We start from the raw sequence: 23,697 nt of genomic DNA, 5'->3' as shown, positions 1-23,697 counted from the left end.
GAAGCCCTTTCTTGAAGTGGTAGTCGTGAACGATGTTTCGCGGGCGTCGCGGCCCGGGTACAGGTGACGGCCCCGCGCCCGCATGGGCACGGGGCCGTCATCAGCTCACGATGGTGAGATCAGGCAAGCTTGCTGGCGACGAGCTTGGTGAGGTCAACCAGACGGTTGGAGTAGCCCCACTCGTTGTCGTACCAGGAGAGAACCTTAACGAGGTTCCCGATGACCTTGGTCTCGGTGGCGTCGAAGATCGAGGAGTGCGGGTCACCCTCAATGTCCTTCGACACAATCGGATCCTCGGTGTAGGCCAGGATGCCCTTGAGCGGACCCTCGGCAGCCTTCTTGACGGCAGCCTGGACCTCCTCAATGGTGGTCTCCTTGGAGGTCTGGAAGGTCAGATCGGTCAGGGAGCCGGTCGGAGTCGGAACGCGGACAGCGAGGCCGTCGAACTTGCCCTTGAGCTCCGGGAGGACCAGGGCCACAGCCTGGGCAGCACCGGTCTTGGTGGGGATCATGTTGAGGGCAGCAGCACGGGCACGACGCAGATCCTTGTGAGGAGCGTCCTGCAGGCGCTGGTCACCGGTGTAAGCGTGGACGGTGGTCATGATGCCGCGCTCGATACCGAAAGCGTCATTGAGGACCTTAGCCAGCGGGGCCAGGCAGTTGGTGGTGCAAGAAGCGTTCGAGATGATGTTGTGCTTCTCGGTGTCGTAGTCACCATCGTTGACACCCATGACGAAGGTGCCGTCGACGTTCTTGCCGGGGGCGGAGATGATGACCTTCTTGGCGCCGGCCTCACAGTGAGCCTTAGCCTTCTCGCCATCAGTGAAGAGTCCCGTGGACTCGACGACGATCTCGGCGCCAAGTTCTTTCCAGGGCAGGTCAGCGGGGTTGCGCTCGGCAAGAACCTTGATGGTCTTGCCGTCAACGGTGATGGAGTCATCGTCGTAACTGACCTCACCGGAGAAACGACCCATGATGGAGTCGTACTTCAGGAGGTGGGCCAGGGTCTTGGTGTCGGTGAGGTCGTTGACGGCGACGACCTCGAGGTCAGCACCCTGCTCAGTGAGGGCGCGGAAAAAGTTGCGGCCAATGCGGCCAAAACCGTTGATACCAACCTTAACGGTCATTAAGGGATCTCCTCCAGATGAGGTTTGTGCGTTCAGCACTCGGACATCTCTAAGCATAGCGACCAAGAACAATGAACGAACCCGAGGGTCCGCATTAAGGCAATGCCACGGGCGAACGATCACCAGCGCCGCTCAGATCGGCGCACAAATGACCACCAGGTTGCGCGAATGCCTCCCCACGTGGGAACGGAATCCAGCCTACGGTTTACCCTGCAACAGCGCTGTAGCGACCGTTAGCCGCGATCCTCACGCATCTCGGGAGGAAGGCTCTCCACAGTGGTGGGCTCTCCGTTGCTTCGGGCCGTCTTGTCGGCAAGAGCCAACAGGCGACGAATCCGACCGGCAATGGCGTCCTTCGTCAACGGAGGCTCATGCGCCTTGCCTAATTCCTCCAAGCTGGCATTTCGATGTTCGAGTCGAAGTCGACCAGCCGCTCGCAGATGGTCTGGAACAGAATCTCCGAGAATCTCTAAGGCGCGTTCCACCCGGGCACTCGCAGTAACAGCGGCTCGCGCAGAGCGACGCAGGTTAGCATCGTCGAAATTAGCCAGCCGGTTGGCAGATGCTCGCACCTCTCTACGCAACCGACGATCTTCCCAAGCCAGCACGGATTCATGGGCTCCCATGCGGGTGAGCATCGCCGAGATCGCGTCACCATCACGGATCGTCACCCGGTAGACATGACGAGACTCACGTTGCTTCGCAACGATGTCTAGGCGCCGGGCAGCGCCGACAAGGGCCATGGCAGCACCCTCGCCGGGAGCGGTAATTTCCATCGCCATGGAGCGCCCAGGCTCAGTTAGCGACCCGCGGGCGAGGAAGGCCCCACGCCACGCTGCGGCCTGGCAGCATCGTCCCCCACCAACAATGGGAACCGGAAGTCCCTTCACCGGATGCCCACGACGATCAAGCAGTCCGGTCAGACGAGCCAGATCGGCACCCCCACGCACCATCCTCACCAAGTAGCGGGTGCTGCTGTGCAGCCCGGTGCCATTGACGACCACGAGGTCGGTGTCAAAACCGAAAACTTCCTGAATGGACTGACGCAGTCGTCGCGCTGCTCCTCCCGTGTCAACCTCTGCCTCGATCGTAAGGTGGCGATGCTGCACCAGATGTATGCCACCTGCGAATCGCAGGGTAGCCGCGATCTCGGATCGGCGGCAGCACAGTTTCTGCACCGGCACCGTCGCGAGTTCGTTCTTCACCTGCAGGGTGAGCGCCATGTGGGTCTAGCCTCCGGAAAGGGTAACGGGGATAACAATGTGATCTTAGGCGACAATCAGCGGGGCTGAACGCCCATGATGTTGGCATAAGCTGACGCCAACCTCAGCGGATCGTGCCGGGCCGAGCCATCACGCATAGCCAGATCATCAACGACGATTTCCGCACCGAGGTTGCGCGCAAACGGTTCCAAATGGGGATCCTGGCCGGCAAACCCGCGATCAACAAGAATAACGTCAAACCGCATCCGCGGCTCATGCTCAGCGATGACCTCCAGATGTCGCGCTGGGCTAAACCCGTCAGTTTCATCAGCACCGGAGACATTAAGCGTGAGGACCTTTCGCGCCTTCGACTCCAAGATCGCGTCGACGATCTGGGGCACCAGCAAGTGGGGCATGACGGAAGTGAACCACGACCCGGGACCAAGCACGAGGTTGTCAGACGCACGGATCGCCTCCAGCACCTGGGGACACGCGTCTGGCTCGGAAGGCTCGAGACCCACCTTGAGGACCTCTGCCCGAGTCTTCGCGACGGTAGCCTGGCCCGTGAGGGTGTACTCCTCATCCGGCCGATTGGGGTCAAGACCAACAACTTGAGCACTGATGTCTAGTGGGGTTAGGGACATCGGCAGGACGCGTCCGCGAACGTCAAGAAGCTGACCCACCATGTCAAGACCAGAGACCGCGTCACCAAGTTCTTGCCATAGGCCGGCGATCAGAAGATTGCCGATAGCGTGGCCGGCGAGCTCACCAGCGCCATTAAATCGCGCCTGCAAAACCTCGGCCCAGGTGCGACCTAGACGGTCGTCGGCACATAGCGCGGCCAGGGCACGGCGGAGATCACCAGGGGGCAGAATGTCGAACTCGTCACGCAACCGACCGGAGGACCCGCCGTTATCAGCGACAGTGACGACGGCGGTCAGACGATCAGTAAGACGGCGCAGCGCTCTCAGAGAGACCGCTAACCCGTGGCCGCCGCCAAAGGCCGTGACGACCGGCAGCTTGGAGGGGGTCGACACCATCGTCATTCCTTCCCGAGGTCTCGGTGCAGGACGGCGGTGCGGTGCCCCCGAGCTGCTAACCGAGCGGACAGCTCCTCAGAGATGGCGGTACTGCGATGCTTCCCGCCCGTGCAACCAACGGCCACCGTGACCTGCTTCTTGCCCTCCCGAAGATACCCCGGAGCCATGCCAACCAGAAGGTCCTCGACACGGTCAATAAATTCTTTAGCACCAGCTTGGGCCATGACATAGGCAGCGACGTCAGAAGACAAACCGGTCTTGGGACGCAGCTCAGGAACCCAATATGGATTTGGCAAGAAGCGGACATCAAAGACGAGATCAGCGTCGATCGGAACCCCGCGCTTGAACCCGAAGGACATCACCTGGAATGCCAGCCCTTCATCAATCCCCTCGGCGAAGGCATGGTCAACACGTTGGGCTAGTTGGCGAGCAGTGATCGAAGTGGTGTCGATGACGAGATCAGCCTCGGCTCGCAGATCAGACAGCATCCGCCGCTCGAGGGCAACGGCGTCGAGCAGATGACCACCTTGTTGTAGCGGCAGCGGGCGACGGCTGGATTCCTGACGGCGCACGATCGTCTCATCCGACGCTTCCAAGAAGACGATGGCAGGATCAATGCCGCGCTCATCGAGCGCATTGACGGCCACCCCCAGAGTGTCAAACATGATGCGGCTACGCACATCGAGGACTACCGCTAGACGATCAATGTCGTTGGCGGCAATTTCGTCAACGAGAGCCCCCAACATGGCGGGCGGAAGATTGTCGACGACGTACCAGCCGAGGTCCTCCATAGCGTGAGCTGCGGTACGACGCCCAGCACCGGAAACGCCGGTGATGATGACAACTCGTGGGGTCTTCGCTGTCTGCTCGCTGCTCACATCTCAAGGGTAGTGCCGTCACCTCCCTTCGTCCGGAACATCGGCGTCAACAACCTCACCGGTGGCGGTGTTGATGGCCTCGGCTGGTTTATCCTGGGACAAAGCCGCAACGACTTCGCCAGCGAGTTTCGGACCAAAACCTGGCACCTGAGCAATGTCGTCAACGGTGGCCTTGCGCAGCGACCGCAGCGATCCGAAGTGGGAAACGAGGGCTTTGCGCCGGACCTCCCCCAGCCCTGGCACACCGTCGAGGACGGACTCCACCATGGCTTTGGAACGCTTCGATCGGTGAAAGGTAATAGCGAAACGGTGAGCCTCGTCACGCAGACGCTGAAGAAGATAGAGCCCCTCAGAAGTTCGCGGCAAAATAACCGGCCATTCCTCGTCGGGCAGCCACACCTCTTCCAGACGCTTGGCAAGGCCACACAACGCGATCTCGTCCTCAAGATCGAACTCCTCAAGCACCTGCTGAGCGGCATGTACCTGAGGCGCGCCACCGTCGACGACGATGAGATGCGGGGCGTAGGCGAACTTCCGAGGGGCACCGGTAGTTGGGTCGATAAGGGAGCCGACGTCACCGTCTGGAGTTTGGGCAGCGGCCATGGCGTCACGGTCTTCAACGAGGCGACGCAGCCGACGAGAAAGCACCTCGTGCATAGCGGCGAAGTCGTCGGACCCCTCAAATCCCTTGATAATGAAGCGACGATACTCAGCCTTGCGGGGCATGCCGTCTTCGAAGACCACCATCGACCCGACGACATTGGTGCCCTGGATATGAGAGATGTCGTAGGACTCCATCCGTAGTGGGGCGCGGTCCAGGCCCAGTGACTCCTGAATTTCCTCCAGAGCGCGAGTGCGAGTGGCGAGGTCAGAGGCCCGCTTGAGCTTGTGTTGGGCAAGAGTTTCCTGGGCATTGCGAGTAACGGTGTCCATGAGGGTCGCTTTGTCACCACGACGCGGGACACGAATCTCGACGTGCGAGCCGCGTTCGGAGCTGAGGATCGTCGACATGACGTCGGGGTTCGTAGGATTAGCGGAGACCAGCACCAGCGGCGGGACGGCATTGCCGTGCCCATCGTCGCGGACCTGGCCGTCACCGGCATTGACGCCGTACAACTGCGTCAGGAACGTCTCCATGAGCTCGGCTTCGTCCGCATCGTCAGCACGGTCAGCGACCCAACCGCGTTCACCACGGATGCGGCCACCTCGGACATGGAAAATCTTGACGCCGGCCTCTAGCGGGTCGAGAGCCATGGATATGACGTCAGCGTCAGTACCATCACCAAGCACGACAGCGTTGCGCTCCAAAGTTTTAGACAAGGCACCCAGAGAATCCCGAATCACCGCAGCACGTTCGAATTCAAGGTTCTCAGAAGCCTCCGCCATCTCAGATTCGAGCCGCTTGACGACTCTCGTCGTTCGTCCGGCCATGAAATCACAGAACTCGTCAGCAATCGCGCGATGGGCCTCGGGGGTGATCCGCCCAACGCAGGGGGCCGAACACTTACCGATATATCCGAGTAGGCAGGGGCGCCCTTGGTTCTTCGCGCGATTGAAAACCCCAGTCGAGCAGGACCGCATAGGGAACACACGCAACAGGGTCTCAACGGTGTCGCGAATCGCCCAGGCCTGGCCAAAGGGTCCGTAATAGCGCCATCTTTTATGGTGCGCACCGCGTCCGACGAAGACGCGTGGGTACTCGTCGGTCCAGGTAAAGCACAGCCACGGGTAAGACTTGTCGTCGCGGTACATGACGTTGAACCGCGGGTCGAACTCCTTGATCCAGGTGTATTCAAGCTGCAGGGATTCGACCTCGTTCTGAACCACCGTCCACTGCACGTGCGCCGCCGTCGTCACCATCCGCTGGGTGCGCGGGTGGAGAGCCGAGATGTCCTGGAAGTAGGAGTTCAGCCGATTGCGCAAGTTCTTAGCCTTGCCGACGTAGATGACTTGGCCATGCTCATCGCTGAATCGATAGACACCTGGCTGGGTAGGAATCGTACCCGGGGATGGACGGTAACTCGACGGATCGGCCATGGGGTGAACTCTATGCGCGAGTCGGGAAATATCGCTCCCCGCTCGCACCACGGGTGTCCGCTGCGGAGGCCGGCACTGCAAGTGCACTTCGGCGGCTCAACCGTCCCTCAACGATGTCAACGCATCACAAACTCGCGCGGCTCTCCTTCTTTCGTGTCCTGCGCCATCCGCTTCGACAAGCGTTTGACGCGAATACCACCTATGACAGCGACGACCCCTGTTAATACGAGACCGGCCACGAAGAGACCAAAACTTGGGTCCGATACGAGGGCCAGAAGTGCCAACATCGTCGACATGACAGTCAGAACGAAGACGATGATCTCCAGACGCTTTTCTGCTGTCTATCACATCCTAACCGCTCCCCATACCCTCTCGGAACAATAGTATCTACGGGGTTTGCATCCTTGGTTTCGGGAAGATCGCAGGAGATTGTCACCGAATCATCAGCTACTGCGGTCGCCATCGAATACAACCTCCAACGCTCACCAATTCTCGTCACCTCCGGCCACAACGGGGTGCCTTCTCACCTGACGCAGTTTGAAATAGTGGTGGGCACGGGTCGACCGCCGCCGGCCTCGGGCCCCGAGGTAACGCCGATGTCAGAGTGCCGCCTTTCGGTGGGACTCGTCGGTAGGCTGGAATCGTGCATCTTCTCCTCATCCGCCACGGCCAGTCCGAGAACAATGCCTTTGCTGCGCAGTCCGTCGAGACTTACCAGCACAGTCGCAAGCCTGACCCGGAGCTCACCGAGCTAGGACAACGTCAAGCTCAGGCCCTAGGAAGGTGGATCGGATCGGTTTCCCCCCGACCAACGAAACTGTATTCCTCCCCCATGATGCGTACCATCCAGACGGCTGACCCGGTCGCTGAGGCCCTTGATCTTCCTATCATCATCAATGACCTCATCTTCGAGCGTCCCGGCCCAGTTCAGATCGTTGACGGCGTCGAGACTGGCCATCCAGGATCGCCGAGATCGGTTCTGTCGGCCATCACAGACCGGGCCGTCTTCCCCGAATCCATCACTGAGGAAGGGTGGCGCGAGGCTCGCATCGAGACCGCTTCCGAAGCTGCTGAGCGCGCCGGCCGAATTGCCCAGTGGATCCGCGACGATCATGACGATGACGAGTGCATCGCGATTGTCGCCCACGGCGCTATCGGATCCATGGTGTTACTGCACCTCATCGCCCCACAACTTGCCGCTGATCTGCGCAAGTGCTCCATCGGCAGCGAACCGCACTGGATCGGGCTTCAGAACACCGCCACCTCGATGATCGAGTTGCACCCTGACGGGTACGAAGTTCATTGGATCAATCGCGTGGATCACCTCATCGAAGCCGGTATGGTTCACGGCGCCGTCGCCGCCTCCACCGGCAATCCTGGCACCCGCTGACTACGAAGGAGAGAAATGTCCCCCACCCGACGTGAGATTCTGCGCACCGTTGGAAGTGTTACAGCCTTGGCTACTACCAGCGCGGTCACCGGATGCAACACCTTTCAGAACTCTAACGACGTTCATACCGGCCCTGCCACCGTCAAGGCGGCTGATGTCCCAGTCGGTGGAGGCACCGTCATCGACGGCACGAACTTCGTCATTACCCAGCCCACCAAAGGAACCTTTAAAGGATTTGTGCGGGTGTGTCCGCACGCTGGCTGTCAGGTCGATAAGGTCCACGACGGTGCGATCCTGTGCCCGTGCCACGGATCGAAGTTCGCTATTACTGACGGTCACGTCACCCAGGGCCCGGCTACCTCCGGTTTGGGCAAGGCCACGGTCACGCAGAAAGGCGAAACTCTCACCATCAGCGGTTCCTGACGCCTGACTTTTTCTCAACGCGACCTCTTGCGTGAGGTCGTGGTCCTCTTTGCCTTCCTCCTGGCGGTGGTTTTCTTCTTCCCAGCGTCCGCCGGCGCCTCGACGAGCGCCGGTTCATCTCCGACTGGTACCTCGTGCCCGGCCAGAATTTCCGAAAGGTACTGACCGGTGTAGGACCCCTCGACGGTGGCAACCTGCTCCGGGGTGCCCTCGGCGACAACGGTTCCGCCGCCATTTCCTCCCTCAGGCCCCATGTCGATGATCCAATCGGCGGTTTTGATGACATCCAGATTGTGCTCGATGACGAAGACCGAGTTGCCTTGGTCGACGAGACGCTGCAGCACCAGCAGCAACTTGCGAATGTCCTCGAAGTGCAGGCCGGTGGTGGGTTCGTCAAGGACATACAGCGTCCTACCCGTGGAACGTTTCTGCAACTCGGAGGCCAACTTGATGCGCTGCGCCTCGCCACCGGACAGAGTCGTCGCGGGCTGGCCGAGCCTGACGTATCCCAGACCGACCTCGACGAGGGTTTGGAAGTGGCGATGGATCGACGAAATCGGTTCGAAGAAGGTGCAGGCCTCCTCGATAGGCATGTCCAGGACCTCAGCGATCGTTTTACCTTTGTAATGGACCTCTAAGGTCTCGCGGTTGTATCGGGCGCCGTGACACACCTCACAAGGCACGTAGACGTCAGGGAGGAAGTTCATCTCGATCTTGATGGTGCCGTCACCCTGACAGTTCTCGCAGCGTCCACCCTTAATGTTGAAGGAGAACCGGCCCGGCTGATAGCCGCGCATCTTAGCCTCGGGAGTCTGGGCAAAAAGAGCACGGATCTTGTCGAAGACACCGGTGTAGGTGGCCGGATTCGATCTTGGTGTGCGCCCGATCGGCGATTGGTCGACGTGAATCACTTTGTCAATTTCCTCGACACCGGTGATCGTCTCGTGTTTACCTGGTACCGCCCTGGCGCCGTGGATACGGTGCGCCAGCGATGTGTAGAGGATCTGGTTGACCAGGCTGGACTTACCCGAGCCACTCACTCCGGTGACGACGACGAGTTGCCCTAGTGGGAAGGTGACATCCACCCCTTTGAGGTTGTTCTCACGGGCACCCCTGACGACGAGCTCACGTCCCGTACGTGGGCGTCGAGTCGCCGGCAGTGGGATCGACCTCTTGCCCGACAAGTACGCACCGGTCACGGATCTCTCGCTGGCCAGCAGTTCATCAACGGCTCCTGACACGACGACCTCGCCGCCGTGCTCACCGGCCCCTGGGCCGACGTCAACGACCCAGTCCGCTGTCCGAATGGTGTCCTCATCATGCTCGACGACGATGAGGGTATTACCGAGATCTCGTAATCTCACCAAGGTGTCGATGAGGCGTCGGTTGTCACGCTGGTGCAAACCGATGGAGGGTTCGTCAAGGACATAGAGAACCCCGACCAGACCCGAACCAATCTGGGTAGCGAGCCGGATACGCTGAGCCTCACCACCTGACAAGGACCCTGCCGACCGTGACAAGGTGAGGTAATCGAGGCCGACATCGACAAGGAAACGCAGCCGGGCGCGAACCTCCTTGATAACCCGCTCTGCGATAGTGGCTTCCCGCTCGGTCAACGTCAACGCGTTGAGGAATTCTGAGGCCTCCCCAATGGACATATCTGAGACCTCGGCGATATTTCGCCCACCGACCGTCACAGCCAGGCTCGTCGGCTTGAGACGCTTGCCGTGACAGTCACGGCAAGGTACCTCGCGCAGGTACTGGCCCCACCGGGAGCGTGCAGAGTCCGTCTCGGCCTCGTCGTAGCGTCGCCGCACATAGTGCAGCACTCCCTCGTAATTCTGCGAGTAAGTACGCACCCGCCCGAATCGGTTGCGATACGAGACCATGACCGGATCACCATCACCATGCAAGACCAGCTTGCGGGCCTTGGCCGGCAACTCAGACCACGGAAGAGCCGCGTCAAACCCGTGGTTCTCCGCCAGTCCGGCAAAAACGTGCTGATAGTGGTTCGATACTCGTGGCCCGGACCAGGGCGCAATGGCTCCCTCCAGCAGGCTCAACCCGGAATCAGGAACGACTAATTCCGGGTCAACCTCGAGGGTCGCACCCAGACCAGAACAGGTCGGGCAGGCACCCCACGGCCCATTAAAGGAGAACTGACGCGGCTCCAGCTCCTCAATGTCGATGTCATGCTGGTTAGGGCAAGCCATCGTCTCGGAGAACCGACGTTCCCGGTGCGGATCAGACGGATCTCGGTCGACGAAATCGATCCCGACGATGCCGTGGGCCAGCCCCAACGCCGCCTCCACCGACTCGGTGAGACGCTGCTTAGCCGATGGCTTGACTGCAATCCGATCAACGACGACGTCGATGTCGTGCTTGCGCTTCTTGTCCAGCGGCGGCACTTGACCGAGCCGATGAACGTCTCCGTCGACTCGTACCCGAGTGAAGCCGTCGGTCGTTAATTGTCGGAACAGCTCGACGTACTCACCTTTGCGTCCGCGGATCACCGGCGCGAGGACCTGGAACTTGGTGCCCTCGTCGAGGGCCATCAGGCGGTCGACGATCTGCTGCGGAGTCTGACGGCTGATGAGCTCGCCACACACTGGACAGTGGGGCTTGCCAACGCGGGCCCAGAGCAGTCGCAGATAATCATGAATCTCGGTGATAGTGCCAACGGTCGACCGAGGGTTGCGGGAGGTGGACTTCTGATCGATGGACACTGCCGGACTGAGGCCCTCAATGAAGTCGACGTCAGGCTTGTCCATCTGGCCCAAGAACTGGCGGGCGTAGGAGGATAGGGACTCCACATACCGGCGCTGCCCCTCGGCGAAGATCGTGTCGAAAGCAAGGGAAGACTTGCCCGATCCCGACAGGCCGGTGAACACAATCATGGCGTCTCTGGGAAGGTCCAGATTGACATTGCGCAGATTGTGCTCCCGGGCACCTCGGACGACGATGTGGTCACTCACAAATGTCATCGTAGAGGCCGGCCAGGACAGTCCCGCGGTTCTGCGCGGTTGGCACAACGGAACACGATGAACCCCCTCATACTGCTGTGAAACTGGCTGCCATGCCTTCGCTCATCTGGCATGTTCCATCCCGTGGCATTAGGTTGGACGACATGAGCGCTGCCGAACGACCACCAGGTCTATGTCCCAGCGCTCCCCTGCACGAGATCCGGGCTGCCAAGCGAGAGGCTACTCAGCGCCTTCTTGGCGCAACTATGGGGCTATCGGACGACGAATGGCAGGCACCAAGCCGCCTGGCCGGATGGACCCGCGCCCATATCGCCACCCATATAGCCCGTAACGCCGATGCCTTTGAAGCCATCACGAAAGCAGTCGTCACCGATCAAGAAGTCCCCCACCTCTATCCCTCCGACGAACTCCGCGACCGCGACATCGAACGCGGTTCGGAACGCACCGGGCTGCAGCTGCAAATCGATCTCGACACCACTGCAGGCTCCCTGAACGCCACTTTTGACGCGCTCGACGACATGGAACGTGGCACTGCGGTGTGGCTGACCAACGACATCCGCGTCGACGTCACTGACCTGCCAGCACTACGACTTGCGGAGATCGCCCTTCACCACGTCGATCTTGATCTCGGGATGACCGTCGATGACCTCCCTGAGGTTCCCGCACGTACCCTCCTGGAATGGGTCTGCTTCCGCCTGCGGGACCGTCCTGAGGTGCCCGCCATGCGTATCGTCTCTGATTCGGGTCTGACCGACCGCGTTGGCGGGGTCGGATTCGCGACCACAGTCCATGGGCCCGACGGCGCACTGGCAGGATGGCTATCGGGCAGAGGGGGAACTGAGCGTCTCGCCGGAGCTGACCAGCTCGCCGTCCCTATGCTCATCTAACGGGACAGCTGGCAGAGTACCTGCTCGTCCCAGGAAGGAATCGTCATGCCGCTCTACCATGTAGATCCGGGCTCAGAGGCCGCCCTCGTCAGGGTTAACGATGACGTCGACCTCATCAAAATCTCGGTAGGCACCATGGACAATAATGCCTACCTCATCCATCCCGGAGCCGGCCCCGCCATCCTCGTAGACGCAGCTGCCGAACCCGGTCGGCTCAAAGCCCTCATCGGCGATTACGACGTTGGAGCCGTTATTACGACCCATCGTCATCAGGACCATACTGGGGCTCTCGCGGAGATCATTACCATGACGGGAGCCCAGCCGTGGTGCGGAGAACCCGATGCCGAAGCCATTCAGGCCACCACCGGAGTAACCTGCCGCACCATATGGGACGGTGATCTGTTCCGTCTCGGAAATGTAGAACTCGACGTCATTGGGCTGATAGGCCATACCCGCGGATCCATCGCCTTGTGGTTACACGGTAGCCCCAACGACCACGTTCTCACTGGCGATTCTCTGTTCCCGGGTGGGGTCGGCAAAACTAGCGGAAGCCGAGAGTTCGAGAGTCTCTACAACGACGTCTGTATGAAGATCTTCGCGCCCATGTCAGACACGACGGTTATTCATCCCGGGCATGGCGACGCCACAACTGTCGGGGAGGAACGTCCCAACCTTCCACTGTGGCGCGCCCGGGGCTGGTAAGCGTCAAATCAGGCCTGGGCGCGGTCTTTACGACTTTTGATGAGACTCGCGACGGTGGTAAGAATGAGGGTCACGACGATCACGCCCAGCGAAACTCCAATCGAGACCTCAGTACTGAAACCAAACCAGGCTTGGTCCAAACCGTAGTGGTGCATCGCATGGCCGATGAGCTTGACAGCGATAAAGCCCAAGATCACGGCCAGACCCAGCGACAGGTACACCAGGCGTTCCAACAGGCTTCCGATGAGGAAGTACAACTGACGCAAGCCCATGAGGGCAAAGACGTTAGCGGTAAAGATGAGGTATCCCTCACTGGTGAGCCCATAGGACGCCGGAATCGAGTCGAGGGCGAAAAGCAGGTCCGTGACGCCCAGAGCAACACAAACCATGAACATCGAGGTTGCGAGGGTTTTACCGTTCTCTCGAACAAAGAATTTCGCGCCACGGTAATACCCAGTAGTCGGAACCGTGTGCTTGAACCACGTCATGAAGCGACCCCCCTCACCAGGACCCTTATCCTCGTCCTCATCGTCACGGTGACGGTACTCACGCACCTGGTCAACAGCCGAATACAGCAGGAAAATCCCGAAGATAAAGAACACCCACGCCCAGGCCTCAAGAATCGCCTGCCCCAGGGCGATGAAGACACCACGGAAAACGAGAGCAACGATGATGCCCACCAGCAGCGCGAACTGCTGCAGTTTCCGTGGGACGTTGAACTTCTCCATGAGAATGAGGAACATAAACAGGTTGTCGATCGACAAGCTGTACTCGGTCAACCACACCGCGAAGAACTGTCCACCTGCGGCATGGCCCTGCAAGATCCAGACACCTAGGCCGAAAAGCACCGCCAGGCCGACGAAGACGCCGACAAAGGTGGCGCATTCCTTAGTGGAGGGAACATGGGGTTTGCGCCCCAAAACGAGAACGTCGGAGAAGAGCAAGGCCCCCATCACGAGGATGGTAATAATCCAGACATAGGCATGAACGTGCAAATCCGGGCCTCCAAGGGGATAGCGGAAGAAGGTCCAGAGGTCTCGTCCACCCCGGTGCGCTACCGCTTCACCGAGGCTGTGCAGCCGGACCGTGACGGCACGATCGTGATGACGACCACACTTCTCTCAGGAGTACTCCCCTCCAACAAGTTCCATACTTGCATACCAATGGCGTCGACTGCGACTCCCGGTCCCCCTTACCGGTTGGCCTCCACCATCTGGCGCAGTTCCTTCTTGAGATCGGCAATTTCATCACGCAGGCGGGCAGCGACCTCAAACTTGAGCTCGCCAGCGGCAGACCGCATTTCGTTGGTGAGGTCCACGATGAGGTTGCCCAGATCCTCTTCAGCCATCTTCGAAGCGTCGAGCCGCCTGCCTTGAGCCGCTCGCTGCTCGTCGGTGATCATCGAGTTGTAACCGCGGTGGCCCTTCCCATAGTTGAACTTCTCGACGAGCTCATCAGTATCGGCACCTTCGCGAGCCAGCATCTCGGTGATGTCGCCGATCTTCTTGCGTAGCGGCTGCGGATCGATCCCGTGTTCCTTGTTGTAGGCGATCTGGATATCGCGACGACGATTCGTCTCGTCAATAGCGACCCGCATGGAGTCAGTGATCTGGTCGGCGTACATGATGACCTGGCCGTTGACATTACGGGCAGCCCGACCCACAGTTTGGATAAGGGACCGCTCAGAACGCAGAAAGCCCTCCTTGTCCGCGTCGAGGATTGCCACCAGGGAGACCTCCGGGAGGTCGAGTCCCTCTCGTAGCAGGTTAATACCGACGAGTACATCGAACTCGCCCATGCGTAATTCCTTGAGCAGCTCGATGCGTTTGAGGGTGTCGATTTCCGAGTGCAGGTAACGGGTGCGAATCCCGTGTTCCATGAGATAGTCGGTGAGGTCTTCGGCCATCTTCTTCGTCAGGGTCGTCACCAAGACGCGGTCGCCACGATCCACTCGGGTGCGGATCTCACCCATGAGGTCGTCGATCTGGCCACGAGTGGCCTTGACGATGATCTCCGGATCTACCAGCCCGGTCGGACGGATGATTTGTTCGACGACGCCGTGAGCTCGCTCCGTCTCATAGGAACCGGGCGTAGCGGATAGGTAGATAGTCTGTCCGATCCGCTGTGTGAACTCGTCGAATTTGAGCGGACGGTTGTCCATCGCGCTAGGTAGTCGGAAACCATGCTCCACTAGTGTCCGCTTGCGGCTCATATCCCCCTCATACATGCCGCCAATCTGCGGGACGGTCACGTGAGACTCATCAATGACGAGGACGAAGTCTTCCGGAAAGTAGTCGAGTAGACAGTTCGGGGCAGAGCCGGGAGCGCGTCCGTCGATGTGCCGCGAGTAGTTTTCGATGCCAGCGCACGCACCAACCTGCTGCATCATCTCGATGTCGTAGGTAGTGCGCATGCGCAGCCGCTGGGCCTCCAACAGTTTTCCATCGCTTTCTAGGACGGCCAGGTGCTTCTCGAGCTCCTGCTGGATGGACGCGATGGCCCGCTCCATACGTTCCGGGCCGGCAACGTAGTGGGTGGCCGGGAAAACGTAAACCTGCTCATCCTCGCTGATGACCTCCCCAGTGAGCGGATGCATCGTCGTGAGGGCCTCAATCTCGTCACCGAAGAACTCGACACGCAGCGCGTTCTCCTCATAAACCGGGAAAATCTCCAAAGTATCCCCGCGTACTCGAAAGGTGCCGCGTTCCCCCGATATGTCGTTACGGGCGTATTGGTTGGTGACGAGGTCGCGCAGCAACTCATCACGATCCCATTCCTGCCCAACCCGAAGTGGGATCATCCGGTCGACGTATTCTTGTGGGGTACCCAGACCGTAAATGGCCGAAACAGTCGACACCACGATGACGTCGCGACGGGTGAGTAGGGAGTTCGTCGCGGAGTGACGCAACCTCTCAACTTCCTCGTTGAGGCTTGAATCCTTTTCGATGTAAGTATCCGTCTGCGGAATGTATGCCTCGGGTTGGTAGTAGTCGTAGTACGAGACAAAGTACTCGACGGCATTGTCAGGAAAGAAGGTACGTAACTCCTGAGCGAACTGGGCTGCCAAAGTCTTGTTGGGCTGCATGACAAGCATCGGGCGCTGCAGCTTCTCCGCCAGCCACGCCACGGTGGCCGTCTTGCCAGTACCGGTGGCGCCGAGCAGAACGACGTCCTGTTCGCCACTGTTGACCCTCTTCTCCAACTCCGCGATGGCCTGTGGCTGGTCACCAGAAGGCTGAAACTCACTGACGACGTGGAAGGGCGCAACGCGGCGAGTGATGTCGGTGACTGGACGCATGATTCCACCCTAGTTCAAGGCACCCGCGATGAGATCCGCTGAAAGCATGCGACCGGGGCCGGGACGTCAGATCCGGAAGCCTGCATGCCCAGTCTCGATGAGCCTCACCGGTATCCCCCTCGCTCCCAATGCATCCACCGTCACCGGAACCGTACCTGCATCACTGTCCTCAGTGGGCTCCCGCACAAACGCGTCCGCCGTGAGACCATCAGCTACCTCTTCCAGGATTACGCTCTGTTCGAGAGCGCTACGGTACGCGAAAACTTAGACATCGCGGCGCGTCCAGGATCCTTATTGCCCAAGCCCTCCTTCGCATCCGTCTTGGAACGCGTTGGGCTACCCGGGCAGGAACGAACCCCCGTACACACCCTCAGCGGAGGCGAACAGCAGCGTGTCGCCTCGGCTCGATTGCTCCTCAAGCCAAGCCGGATCATCCTGGCTGACGAACCCACGGCGTCACTTGACCGGGACAACGAGGACCTGGTGCTGAATCTTCTACAAGATCTCGCCAAGTGACGGCAAAGTGATACTCCCGCCACCCACAGCGACCGAGTCGCGGATCGTTGTTCGCGGGTGCTGTCACTGCACCACCACTGACCGGCTGAACACCTCACACCGAGAAACAGGAAGACTCGCTCTCAATAATTTTCGACCACACCCGATCGACCTGCTCGGACAGATCCTCCAGCGGAGCGCTGGTATCGATGACGACATCGGCAACCGCCAGACGCTCCTCGCGAGAAGCCTGAGCGCGAATCCTCGCCCATGCATCGGCCTGGTTACACCCATCTCTGTCGACAACCCGACGTACCTGTTCAGCCGGATCAACGTCGGTCACCATCACCACATCAAATTCGTCGGCGCGCCCAGTTTCGACGAGCAGCGGAATGTCATGGACGACGACCACGAGGTCGTCAGTGGCGCGGGCCTCCTCGTCAACCCGCTGGGCGGCTTCTTCGACCAGTGGATGGATAATCGCTTCAAGGCGGCGACGCGCTCGTGAATCAGCAAACACAATCGACCCCAAGGCCGACCGATCGAGGGAACCATCGGCAGCAAGAACCCCACGCCCAAAAGCCTCAACAACCCCGGCGAGCCCCTGCGTCCCTACCGCAACAACATCTCGGCACAGCTGGTCATAATCAATAACGACAGCCCCACGCTCGGCCAACAGTCCAGACACCGTCGATTTACCACTGGCAATACCACCGGTCAGACCCACGCGAACAACACCACCTGACCCGCAACTCGGAGCAACTCGCAGCCAGTCCCGCGTCATCGTCTCGTCACCTACCACCGTGCGCCTCACATCCCGACTCCCCCGACACCCCGCTAGCTATCAGTACAGATGCTTCACAATCCTGCCACGATCCATAACAACGGTCTCACCAACACGATCGCATTCATGACTGATCTCCACCACAGTGACCTCCGGCAGACACCGCGCCAAATTCACACGAATCTCAGCTGCCAAGCCAGGATCCAAAGACGCAGTGAACTCATCAAGGATAAGAACCCTCGGCTGCTGCAAAATCGCCCTGGCCACTGTCAACCGCTGAGCCTGGCCCCCCGAAAGCCTCGTACCACCCGAGCCCACAATGGTACGCAACCCAGCCTCCATGCCCCGCACCTCATCAGCCAGATCAACCTCACCAAGGACACGCCACAACTCCCCATCACCAGCATCAGGAGCTACCAGCCTCAAATTGTCAGCGACAGAAGCATTCAACAACTCCACCCGCTGCGAAACCACCGCAACCGACCTACGCAAAGAATCCAGAGTAAACAAAGACACCGGCTCACCATCCACAAGAACCTGCCCAGCATCCGGATCATGATGACGCAACAACAAATTCACCAACGTCGTCTTACCCGAACCCGACGCCCCCGCCACAACAACACGGCCCCCAGCAGGAACACTCAACGTAACATCGCGAAGCACCGCAGGTAACGGTGAACCATCCACGTCACGGTAACAAAACGTGACCCCGCGCCACTCCAACCGCGGAGCATGATCTAGACACAACTCCTCCGACCCATCAACAACCTCGACCGGAGCATGACTCAAACACCACAAACGCCTCGCAGCCGCCAACGAATGATCCAAATACCCAACAGCATCCTCAATACCCCGCGGCCCCTCCACAATCCTCAAACCCGCAGCCACCAAAACACACACACCAACAACGCTCGCACCAGCGCCCACACCCACAATGGAGACCGAAGCGACGATCCCCATCGTGGCTGCCACGCAGAAAGCCCGGCGCATAGCGGTATAACGACGGGCTTTAGCGGACCCAGCGGCGATGTCCGCGTCGAGACGAGCCATCTGCATGGCCCGGTCGCACTGGCGGCCATACCCGACGATCTCCGCGGCACCGAAAACCGAGTCGGTGATGTGAGCAGCCAATTCGCGTCTCACCCCGAGCATCTCGTGGGTGGCACAAAGACTGGCGCGTGTCCCAATGACTAGTAAGGCCGCGATGAGGACGGCGACGATGACGGCTGGAACGGCCACCACAAACCACCCGTAAAGGACTCCCCCCGTGACCACCGCGACGAGCGGGGCCACGATAGCTGCCACCACGGGAGCGAAGGTGTGGGCATAGACCACCTCGATGCGATCGACATCGCGAGTAAGACTGGCCAGCACATCGCCAGTGCGCGAGTGCGAAACAACTGCCGGAGCCTTGGGCCACAGCTGGGAGAAGGCGTAGGTGCGCAATATCTCCAGAGCCTTGAAAGCCACATAGTGCCCGCTCAACTGCTCCAGGTAGTAGGCGAGGGCCTGTACAGCTGCGAGTCCGACGACCCATCCCAACCACGCCCACGCCGACCAACCAGAAGTAACGACAGCGACCATTCCCCCGGCGGCCATCGCGAACAGACCGATGTCGGCTAGCAGGTGAACAACCCTCATGAGGGCAGAAAAGTACAGTGGCGGATGCACCGGACGGGTGATACCGGTGAGCCACCTTACGACTTGCCAGGTCGATGGTTCGGTCATGCCCAGTCCTCCGTCTTAGCTCGGTCACCCTCGACAGAATCGGCGCAATCAACCGGTGACAGCGTGCCTCCACCGACCCGCTGTACGTCGTGGGCTAGTTCCAACAATCGGTGACGATGAGTCACCACGACGACGGTGGTGTCTTCACCAATCTGCGAGATAGCGTCGATAATGCGCCGCTCAGAATCCATGTCGACGTGAGAAGTCGGCTCATCGAGAAGCAGAATGTTACGTCCCGATAGGAAGGCTCTGGCTAACGAGATTCGTTGAGCTTGCCCACCCGACACTAACCTTCCCTGCTCCCCCACATCGGAGTCCAAACCCTTCGGCATCGCCTCAACGTCGTCGGCCACGCCAGCTCGCCGCAATGCATCCCACATTTGTTCCCGCGTGGCGCCCGGGTTCGCTACCGCAAGGTTGTCTGCCACGGTGCCTGCGAAAAGCCAGGTGCGCTGGTTGACTGAGGCACTGACGCTCCTGATCGCCCCCGGCGCAGCTGTTGAGGCGTCGAGACCATCGACATGGACTTCTCCACTCTGAGGGGGCAGGGTCCCGCTCAGGACCGAAAGCAATGTCGACTTGCCAGCCCCAGAACGGCCGATGATAGCGGTCCGGCCACCGCGCGCAATGGCGAGGCTAACCCCGTGCAGGACCTCGGTTTCGCCGTACCCGACGCTGACGTTACGCAGCTGGATAGTTCCATCCCCCGGAACAGGGGCGGGGGATGGCGGCTCCAGTGTCGGCAACGAGGGTGCAGCGTCCAGGGTCGTGGGCACTGACGGAGCCGCGTCGAACCACCTCTTCAACGCCTTCTGGGAGGCAATGCCCCCCATACCGATGTAGAAGAATGCAGCGACCTGGTGCAGCGGTTCCAATAACAGCACCGACAGCAGCACGATGGTCATCGCCGAGGTGGCCGAGATATCGCCACCCTGCCACCTCATCATGGCCAACCCAGCAGCCATAACGATGAAGAGCAGCGAGAACAGACCATCGACGACAACGATGACGATCTGGTTGCCAGCCAACAGCTTCATGATGGCACCGCGATTAGTCTCACCGCGCCGGCGCAGATCATCCTCCACCCGTTGCCCCGCACCCAATATTCGAATGAGAACGAGGTTGGACAGAGCGTCCAAGTAGCGAGCAGTGAGACGAGCGCGCTCACGACGAGAGTCCGATGATCGCTTGCGAAATAGCCTGACGAATCCGCTAATCAGCGTAGGGATGAGAGGGCAGGCCAGCAGCAACGCTAGACCCGTGAGCCAGTCCAAGGCGACGAGGATACCCAGACACACCAGCACCGGAGTGGCCAGAGCTGCAATGATATCGGGAAGAAAGACCTGACGGTACTCGCTGACCCGCTCAGCATTGTCGGTGGCTAAGGTGATGACCCGTTCTCCCTCGTCTGTGGCAGGCGGGCCGGTGAGGGACCGACGGTAGAGAACATCGAGGATCCGTGGGTGCAGGGCGGCCTCCTCGGCACGGGCATGACGGCCCGACATCGACATCGCAGCCCCGCCCGCAACAGCTGCCACTACTCCACCAGCGCCCATCGCCCAGTACCAGCCAGGCGCCGGGGTGAAACCCTCGAAACGACCACCGATAGTGTGACCTACTGCGACGAGGAACAAGCAGGTAGCAGCAACCTCCACAACATGAACGGCAGCCACACGTCGGGCCCGAATACCCGACTGTGGTGACATCACCGATACTGAACTCGACATGGCTTCCTTCGTTCATCGTGGCTGGCGGTTCGCACGCGTCTGGGCAAGATGACGAGCTCCCCTCCGGGCAGGGTGACGACCTCGATGGGCCACCGATACACCGTGGTCAGGTTATCCTCCGTGAGCACCTCTTCAGCTGGGCCCATGGCCAGTATCTTTCCCCCAGACAGCAAAGCGATCCGGTCGCAGCACGCTGCCGCCAACGCCACGTCGTGCATGACGGCAACGACCGCGCATCCAGCATGAGCTAACTCGTGGCAGATCGCCATAGTGCGTTCCTGATGGCAGATATCGAGGGCAGCAGTCGGCTCGTCAAGGAAAACACAGGGTGTCTGCTGGGCCAGCACCCTGGCCAACGTCACCCGGGCACGTTCACCACCTGACAGACTCGTCACCTCCCGGTCGACGAGGTCAGTGATCTCGGTTCGTTTCATCGCAGCATCGACGATGACGGCATCGTCAGGGCCGCGTGGATGTGGGGACCGTCCCATCATGACGATGTCGTGGACGAGGTAGGAGAAGGGGAATTCGCTGAGCTGGGGCATTACCGAGCGCCGCAGCGCCAGCTCGGGTCGGGAGAGCCCTTGAAGGGACACCCCGTCGAGCTCAACCGTCCCCTTCCAACCCTCAAGATCACCACAAAGCACACTCAGTAGGGTGGATTTACCGGCACCATTCGGGCCTAGCAAGCCAACGAATTCGCCTGCTTGAACGTCGAGGTTGATCCCGTCGAGGATGGTTGTCTCCCCATAACAAAAAGTCACGTCTCGCGCACGGATCATCACAGGGCTCTCTCACCGCCCATGCCTCGTCTCAGCAGTATGAAGAAAGTAGGACCGCCGACGATGGCAGTAAAGATGCCAATGGGTAGATCGGCGTACGGCACCACAGTTCGGGCGGCTACGTCAGACAGCGTGACCAGGAGGCAACCTCCCAGCAAGGCAGACGGGATGAGCCACTTGTTGGCTGGCCCGATGAGCAGCCTCAAAACATGCGGCACTATGAGCCCCACAAATGTGATAACTCCGGCATAAGCCACCGCTGCCGAAGTGAGCAATGCCGTCAAAGCTATCGACGACAACCGTAACCGATTGACGTTGACTCCTAAGTGCCCTGCAGCCCTCTCGCCCAAGGCCAGGGTATCGAGCTTGCCGGCTATGAGAATGGCCCAGACAATCCCGAAAGCGGATACTGTTCCGACCGTTGCCACGTGATCCCAAGTTGTCCCGCTCAGGGAGCCCATCTGCCAGAAGACGATCTGGTCCCGAGCAGTCGTCGGCGCAACATAGGTGGATATTGAGGTAATAGCCGAGCACACGGCCGTCACTGCGATGCCGGTAAGCACCAGGGTCGTCGACTCAGCTCGCCGACCGGATCGCGCCATGAGGTAAACCGAACTGGCTGCGAGTAGTCCCGATACAAATGCTGCCGCCGGCACACCAAACCCGGACAGAAAGTTGGGCGCAACGACGATCATGATCGATGCCCCCACAGCGGCCCCCGATGACACACCGATGACACCGGGTTCAGCGAGCGGATTGGAAAACAACGCCTGCATGACGGCTCCGGCCACAGCGAGACTTGCCCCCACCAGCAGACCAAGCACGGTGCGCGGAAATCGGATCTGCCACAGCACTGACTCGGCCATAGTGTCGGTGGCCGATCCCCCGAAGACGATTCTGATAACGTCAGCGGCTGCTACGCGGTACTGGCCAACCATCGCCGACAGCAGCACTAGGCCACACACAATGATGATGAGGCAGATGGTAGAGATAACCCGGATCCGAGTTCTTCGCTCAATCCCAGAACGCTGGACGACCGGTTGTGACAAGGCGCTCATTTGACTCCGTATAAAGCTTTGGCCACCGCGGTCAGGATCTCGCCGGTTTGGGGCCCGAACGACAGCGAAATTCCGTCAGGAATAGCAATAACCCGCTGCTTGCGCCCGGCAGTAGTGTTTGCGACCCCAGCTCTAGCCAACAGACCCTTCATCCCCCCGGTGGAGGACAGCCCATCCCTCATGACAAAGATCGCATCCGGGTTGATGGAGACCAGAGATTCGGCATTGGCAGGTACCAGGGTCTTTATGCCTTTGTCGGAGGCAACGTCATCGGCACCCACTCCCTGGATGAGCTCGCTGGCTCCGTTCTCAGAACCGAGGATGAAGAAAACACCAGCGTTTCCGCGAACGTAGAGGAACGCGACTCGCATCGGCTTGGCAGGCTTCCATGCTGCGATCTGTTTTTTGGCCTGGCTGATCTGCTCTTGGGTGCGTTTCACCAGGGCTTCGCCGGCAGCGGGTTTCCCGACGGCATTGGCAATAGTGCGAATAAGCTCGGGAGTGGAGCTGACGCTGCGGTGCGGATCGACGAGCACCACCGGGATCCCGGACTTGCGGAGCTGGTCAAGGGCCTCCTTCGGGCCGACGCTGCGGTCGGCAATGATGACCGACGGCTTCAAACCTGCGATTGCCTCAACGTTAAGAACGTGTCCGTTTTCCGTAACTACGGGGCGGTGGTGCAACTGCTTCTCGGTGGAGGAAACAGTGCGCCCGACGATATTGTCGCCCAACCCAAGTCCGATGAGGGTGCGTGACAGGGTGCCGTAGAGGTCAAGGGCGAGAATTCTCGAAGTGCTCGTGATCGTCACTTTGTTCCCCTCGACGTCAGTGACGGTCACAGGAAGCTTTTGGGCAGACGATCCTTCGACTGGTTTCGGATCGGATGGTTCCGGCACTTCCGTGAGACCGCGAAGAGAGTGTGGGTTGGGCAGGGCCCGCGCCGCCTGTGAGGTGGCCGATGTCAGACTCGTCGACGTTGCCGCGACGGAGGGGACTTGTGGGGAGGATGTAGCAGGACCTTGGGACGCCGAGGAGGAGTGACCACAACCGGCCACCAGCATGGTCAGAGCCAAACCGACTCCGGCAATTCGACGGTACCGGATCATGATTCGCAACCTTTCGAAACTTGTTTTCGGAAATGTGGCAGGGATGGGA

19 protein-coding genes and 1 pseudogene are annotated in these 23,697 nt (G+C 60.1%); 5 read left to right on the top strand and 15 right to left on the bottom strand.

Translation table 11 applies throughout. The features are described from left to right. Positions 1–119: 119 nt before the first annotated feature. From gap to A5483_RS04075, 6 genes and pseudogenes are all read right to left on the bottom strand, one after another. Positions 120–1,127 (bottom strand): type I glyceraldehyde-3-phosphate dehydrogenase, encoded by a 1,008-nt coding sequence (gene gap, locus A5483_RS04100; RefSeq protein WP_063811092.1) that lies wholly within the window; start codon positions 1,125–1,127, stop codon positions 120–122. Positions 1,128–1,360: 233 nt separating this feature from the next. Next, a complete protein-coding gene (gene whiA, locus A5483_RS04095) occupies positions 1,361–2,350 on the bottom strand; it encodes a DNA-binding protein WhiA (RefSeq protein ID WP_002548689.1) in 990 nt (329 codons plus the stop codon). A 56-nt stretch (positions 2,351–2,406) separates the two neighbouring features. Next, complete coding sequence (locus A5483_RS04090; protein ID WP_042842649.1) at positions 2,407–3,375, bottom strand: gluconeogenesis factor YvcK family protein; 969 nt, start codon at positions 3,373–3,375, stop codon at positions 2,407–2,409. After that, on the bottom strand, positions 3,372–4,247 hold the full coding sequence (gene rapZ / locus A5483_RS04085; protein WP_002548811.1) for an RNase adapter RapZ: 876 nt from the start codon (positions 4,245–4,247) through the stop codon (positions 3,372–3,374). The genes A5483_RS04090 and rapZ overlap by 4 nt, the downstream gene beginning before the upstream one ends. 18 nt (positions 4,248–4,265) lie before the next feature. Further along, positions 4,266–6,284: an excinuclease ABC subunit UvrC gene (gene uvrC, locus A5483_RS04080; RefSeq protein ID WP_063811091.1), complete on the bottom strand. Its 2,019-nt coding sequence runs from the start codon at positions 6,282–6,284 to the stop codon at positions 4,266–4,268. A gap of 116 nt (positions 6,285–6,400) precedes the next feature. Beyond that, positions 6,401–6,622 (bottom strand): annotated as a pseudogene (locus A5483_RS04075) (hypothetical protein); the annotation flags it as partial. Positions 6,623–6,927: 305 nt separating this feature from the next. Here A5483_RS04075 and A5483_RS04070 point away from each other — a divergent pair. Both A5483_RS04070 and A5483_RS04065 read left to right on the top strand, forming a co-directional pair. Continuing rightward, positions 6,928–7,674, top strand: a complete 747-nt coding sequence (locus A5483_RS04070) for a histidine phosphatase family protein (protein ID WP_063811089.1) — start codon at positions 6,928–6,930, stop codon at positions 7,672–7,674. 15 nt (positions 7,675–7,689) lie between these two features. Continuing rightward, entirely contained in the window at positions 7,690–8,097 is a 408-nt protein-coding gene (locus tag A5483_RS04065; protein WP_002548568.1) for a Rieske (2Fe-2S) protein, read from the top strand. Positions 8,098–8,111: 14 nt separating this feature from the next. On the opposite strand, the gene uvrA is transcribed toward A5483_RS04065, so the two are convergent. Continuing rightward, complete coding sequence (uvrA, locus tag A5483_RS04060) at positions 8,112–11,081, bottom strand: excinuclease ABC subunit UvrA (protein WP_063811088.1); 2,970 nt, start codon at positions 11,079–11,081, stop codon at positions 8,112–8,114. 245 nt (positions 11,082–11,326) lie between these two features. Here uvrA and A5483_RS04055 point away from each other — a divergent pair, with 245 nt between their 5' ends. Together A5483_RS04055 and A5483_RS04050 are read left to right on the top strand one after the other, a co-directional pair. Next, positions 11,327–11,968, top strand: a complete 642-nt coding sequence (locus A5483_RS04055) for a maleylpyruvate isomerase family mycothiol-dependent enzyme (RefSeq protein WP_042842749.1) — start codon at positions 11,327–11,329, stop codon at positions 11,966–11,968. Positions 11,969–12,013: 45 nt separating this feature from the next. After that, a complete protein-coding gene (locus tag A5483_RS04050) occupies positions 12,014–12,670 on the top strand; it encodes an MBL fold metallo-hydrolase (RefSeq protein ID WP_002548722.1) in 657 nt (218 codons plus the stop codon). A gap of 8 nt (positions 12,671–12,678) precedes the next feature. Here the strand turns inward: A5483_RS04050 and A5483_RS04045 are convergent, their stop codons facing one another. Continuing rightward, positions 12,679–13,665, bottom strand: coding sequence for a TerC family protein (locus A5483_RS04045; protein ID WP_063811087.1), 987 nt, complete (start codon positions 13,663–13,665; stop codon positions 12,679–12,681). 197 nt (positions 13,666–13,862) lie between these two features. After that, positions 13,863–15,968, bottom strand: coding sequence for an excinuclease ABC subunit UvrB (gene uvrB, locus A5483_RS04040; protein WP_063811086.1), 2,106 nt, complete (start codon positions 15,966–15,968; stop codon positions 13,863–13,865). 84 nt (positions 15,969–16,052) lie between these two features. Between uvrB and A5483_RS04035 the strand changes: the two genes are divergently transcribed. Continuing rightward, the gene (locus tag A5483_RS04035) at positions 16,053–16,484 is read left to right on the top strand and encodes an ATP-binding cassette domain-containing protein (RefSeq protein ID WP_002549001.1); all 432 of its coding nucleotides are present in this window, start codon (positions 16,053–16,055) and stop codon (positions 16,482–16,484) included. Between the two features lie 94 nt (positions 16,485–16,578). Here A5483_RS04035 and coaE read toward each other — a convergent pair whose 3' ends face one another. The 6 genes from coaE to A5483_RS04005 are packed head-to-tail and all read right to left on the bottom strand — an operon-like array spanning position 16,579 to position 23,381. Further along, positions 16,579–17,277, bottom strand: coding sequence for a dephospho-CoA kinase (gene coaE, locus A5483_RS04030; protein ID WP_063811085.1), 699 nt, complete (start codon positions 17,275–17,277; stop codon positions 16,579–16,581). A 30-nt stretch (positions 17,278–17,307) separates the two neighbouring features. Continuing rightward, positions 17,308–18,975 (bottom strand): amino acid ABC transporter ATP-binding/permease protein, encoded by a 1,668-nt coding sequence (locus A5483_RS04025; protein ID WP_193790438.1) that lies wholly within the window; start codon positions 18,973–18,975, stop codon positions 17,308–17,310. Further along, positions 18,972–20,702, bottom strand: a complete 1,731-nt coding sequence (locus A5483_RS04020; protein ID WP_193790437.1) for an ABC transporter ATP-binding protein/permease — start codon at positions 20,700–20,702, stop codon at positions 18,972–18,974. Before A5483_RS04020 ends, A5483_RS04025 begins: the two co-directional genes overlap by 4 nt. Further along, on the bottom strand, positions 20,681–21,484 hold the full coding sequence (locus tag A5483_RS04015) for a heme ABC transporter ATP-binding protein (protein WP_063811083.1): 804 nt from the start codon (positions 21,482–21,484) through the stop codon (positions 20,681–20,683). The genes A5483_RS04020 and A5483_RS04015 overlap by 22 nt, the downstream gene beginning before the upstream one ends. Next, positions 21,484–22,542 carry a FecCD family ABC transporter permease gene (locus tag A5483_RS04010; protein WP_063811082.1) on the bottom strand — a complete coding sequence of 353 codons (1,059 nt, stop codon included), beginning with the start codon at positions 22,540–22,542 and terminating at the stop codon, positions 21,484–21,486. Before A5483_RS04010 ends, A5483_RS04015 begins: the two co-directional genes overlap by 1 nt. Continuing rightward, on the bottom strand, positions 22,539–23,381 hold the full coding sequence (locus A5483_RS04005) for a heme/hemin ABC transporter substrate-binding protein (RefSeq protein WP_042842750.1): 843 nt from the start codon (positions 23,379–23,381) through the stop codon (positions 22,539–22,541). The genes A5483_RS04010 and A5483_RS04005 overlap by 4 nt, the downstream gene beginning before the upstream one ends. Positions 23,382–23,697: the final 316 nt, after the last annotated feature.

The sequence above is a fragment of the Cutibacterium namnetense genome (genome assembly GCF_001642025.1).
GTDB classification, from domain to species: domain Bacteria; phylum Actinomycetota; class Actinomycetes; order Propionibacteriales; family Propionibacteriaceae; genus Cutibacterium; species Cutibacterium namnetense.
The sequence above is the reverse complement of the archived record's forward strand: the minus strand, read 5'-3'. Positions and strand labels throughout refer to the sequence as shown.

Coding starts and splice junctions, on each gene's coding strand:
- A5483_RS04020 (WP_193790437.1), bottom strand. CDS start 20,702: ATGTCGAGTTCAGTATCGGTGATGTCACCACAGTCGGGTATTCGGGCC.
- A5483_RS04050 (WP_002548722.1), top strand. CDS start 12,014: ATGCCGCTCTACCATGTAGATCCGGGCTCAGAGGCCGCCCTCGTCAGG.
- uvrC (WP_063811091.1), bottom strand. CDS start 6,284: ATGGCCGATCCGTCGAGTTACCGTCCATCCCCGGGTACGATTCCTACC.
- uvrA (WP_063811088.1), bottom strand. CDS start 11,081: ATGACATTTGTGAGTGACCACATCGTCGTCCGAGGTGCCCGGGAGCAC.
- A5483_RS04055 (WP_042842749.1), top strand. CDS start 11,327: ATGGGGCTATCGGACGACGAATGGCAGGCACCAAGCCGCCTGGCCGGA.
- A5483_RS04010 (WP_063811082.1), bottom strand. CDS start 22,542: ATGAGCGCCTTGTCACAACCGGTCGTCCAGCGTTCTGGGATTGAGCGA.
- uvrB (WP_063811086.1), bottom strand. CDS start 15,968: ATGCGTCCAGTCACCGACATCACTCGCCGCGTTGCGCCCTTCCACGTC.
- gap (WP_063811092.1), bottom strand. CDS start 1,127: ATGACCGTTAAGGTTGGTATCAACGGTTTTGGCCGCATTGGCCGCAAC.
- A5483_RS04025 (WP_193790438.1), bottom strand. CDS start 18,975: ATGACCGAACCATCGACCTGGCAAGTCGTAAGGTGGCTCACCGGTATC.
- whiA (WP_002548689.1), bottom strand. CDS start 2,350: ATGGCGCTCACCCTGCAGGTGAAGAACGAACTCGCGACGGTGCCGGTG.
- A5483_RS04015 (WP_063811083.1), bottom strand. CDS start 21,484: ATGATCCGTGCGCGAGACGTGACTTTTTGTTATGGGGAGACAACCATC.
- A5483_RS04035 (WP_002549001.1), top strand. CDS start 16,053: ATGCCCAGTCTCGATGAGCCTCACCGGTATCCCCCTCGCTCCCAATGC.
- A5483_RS04065 (WP_002548568.1), top strand. CDS start 7,690: ATGTCCCCCACCCGACGTGAGATTCTGCGCACCGTTGGAAGTGTTACA.
- A5483_RS04090 (WP_042842649.1), bottom strand. CDS start 3,375: ATGACGATGGTGTCGACCCCCTCCAAGCTGCCGGTCGTCACGGCCTTT.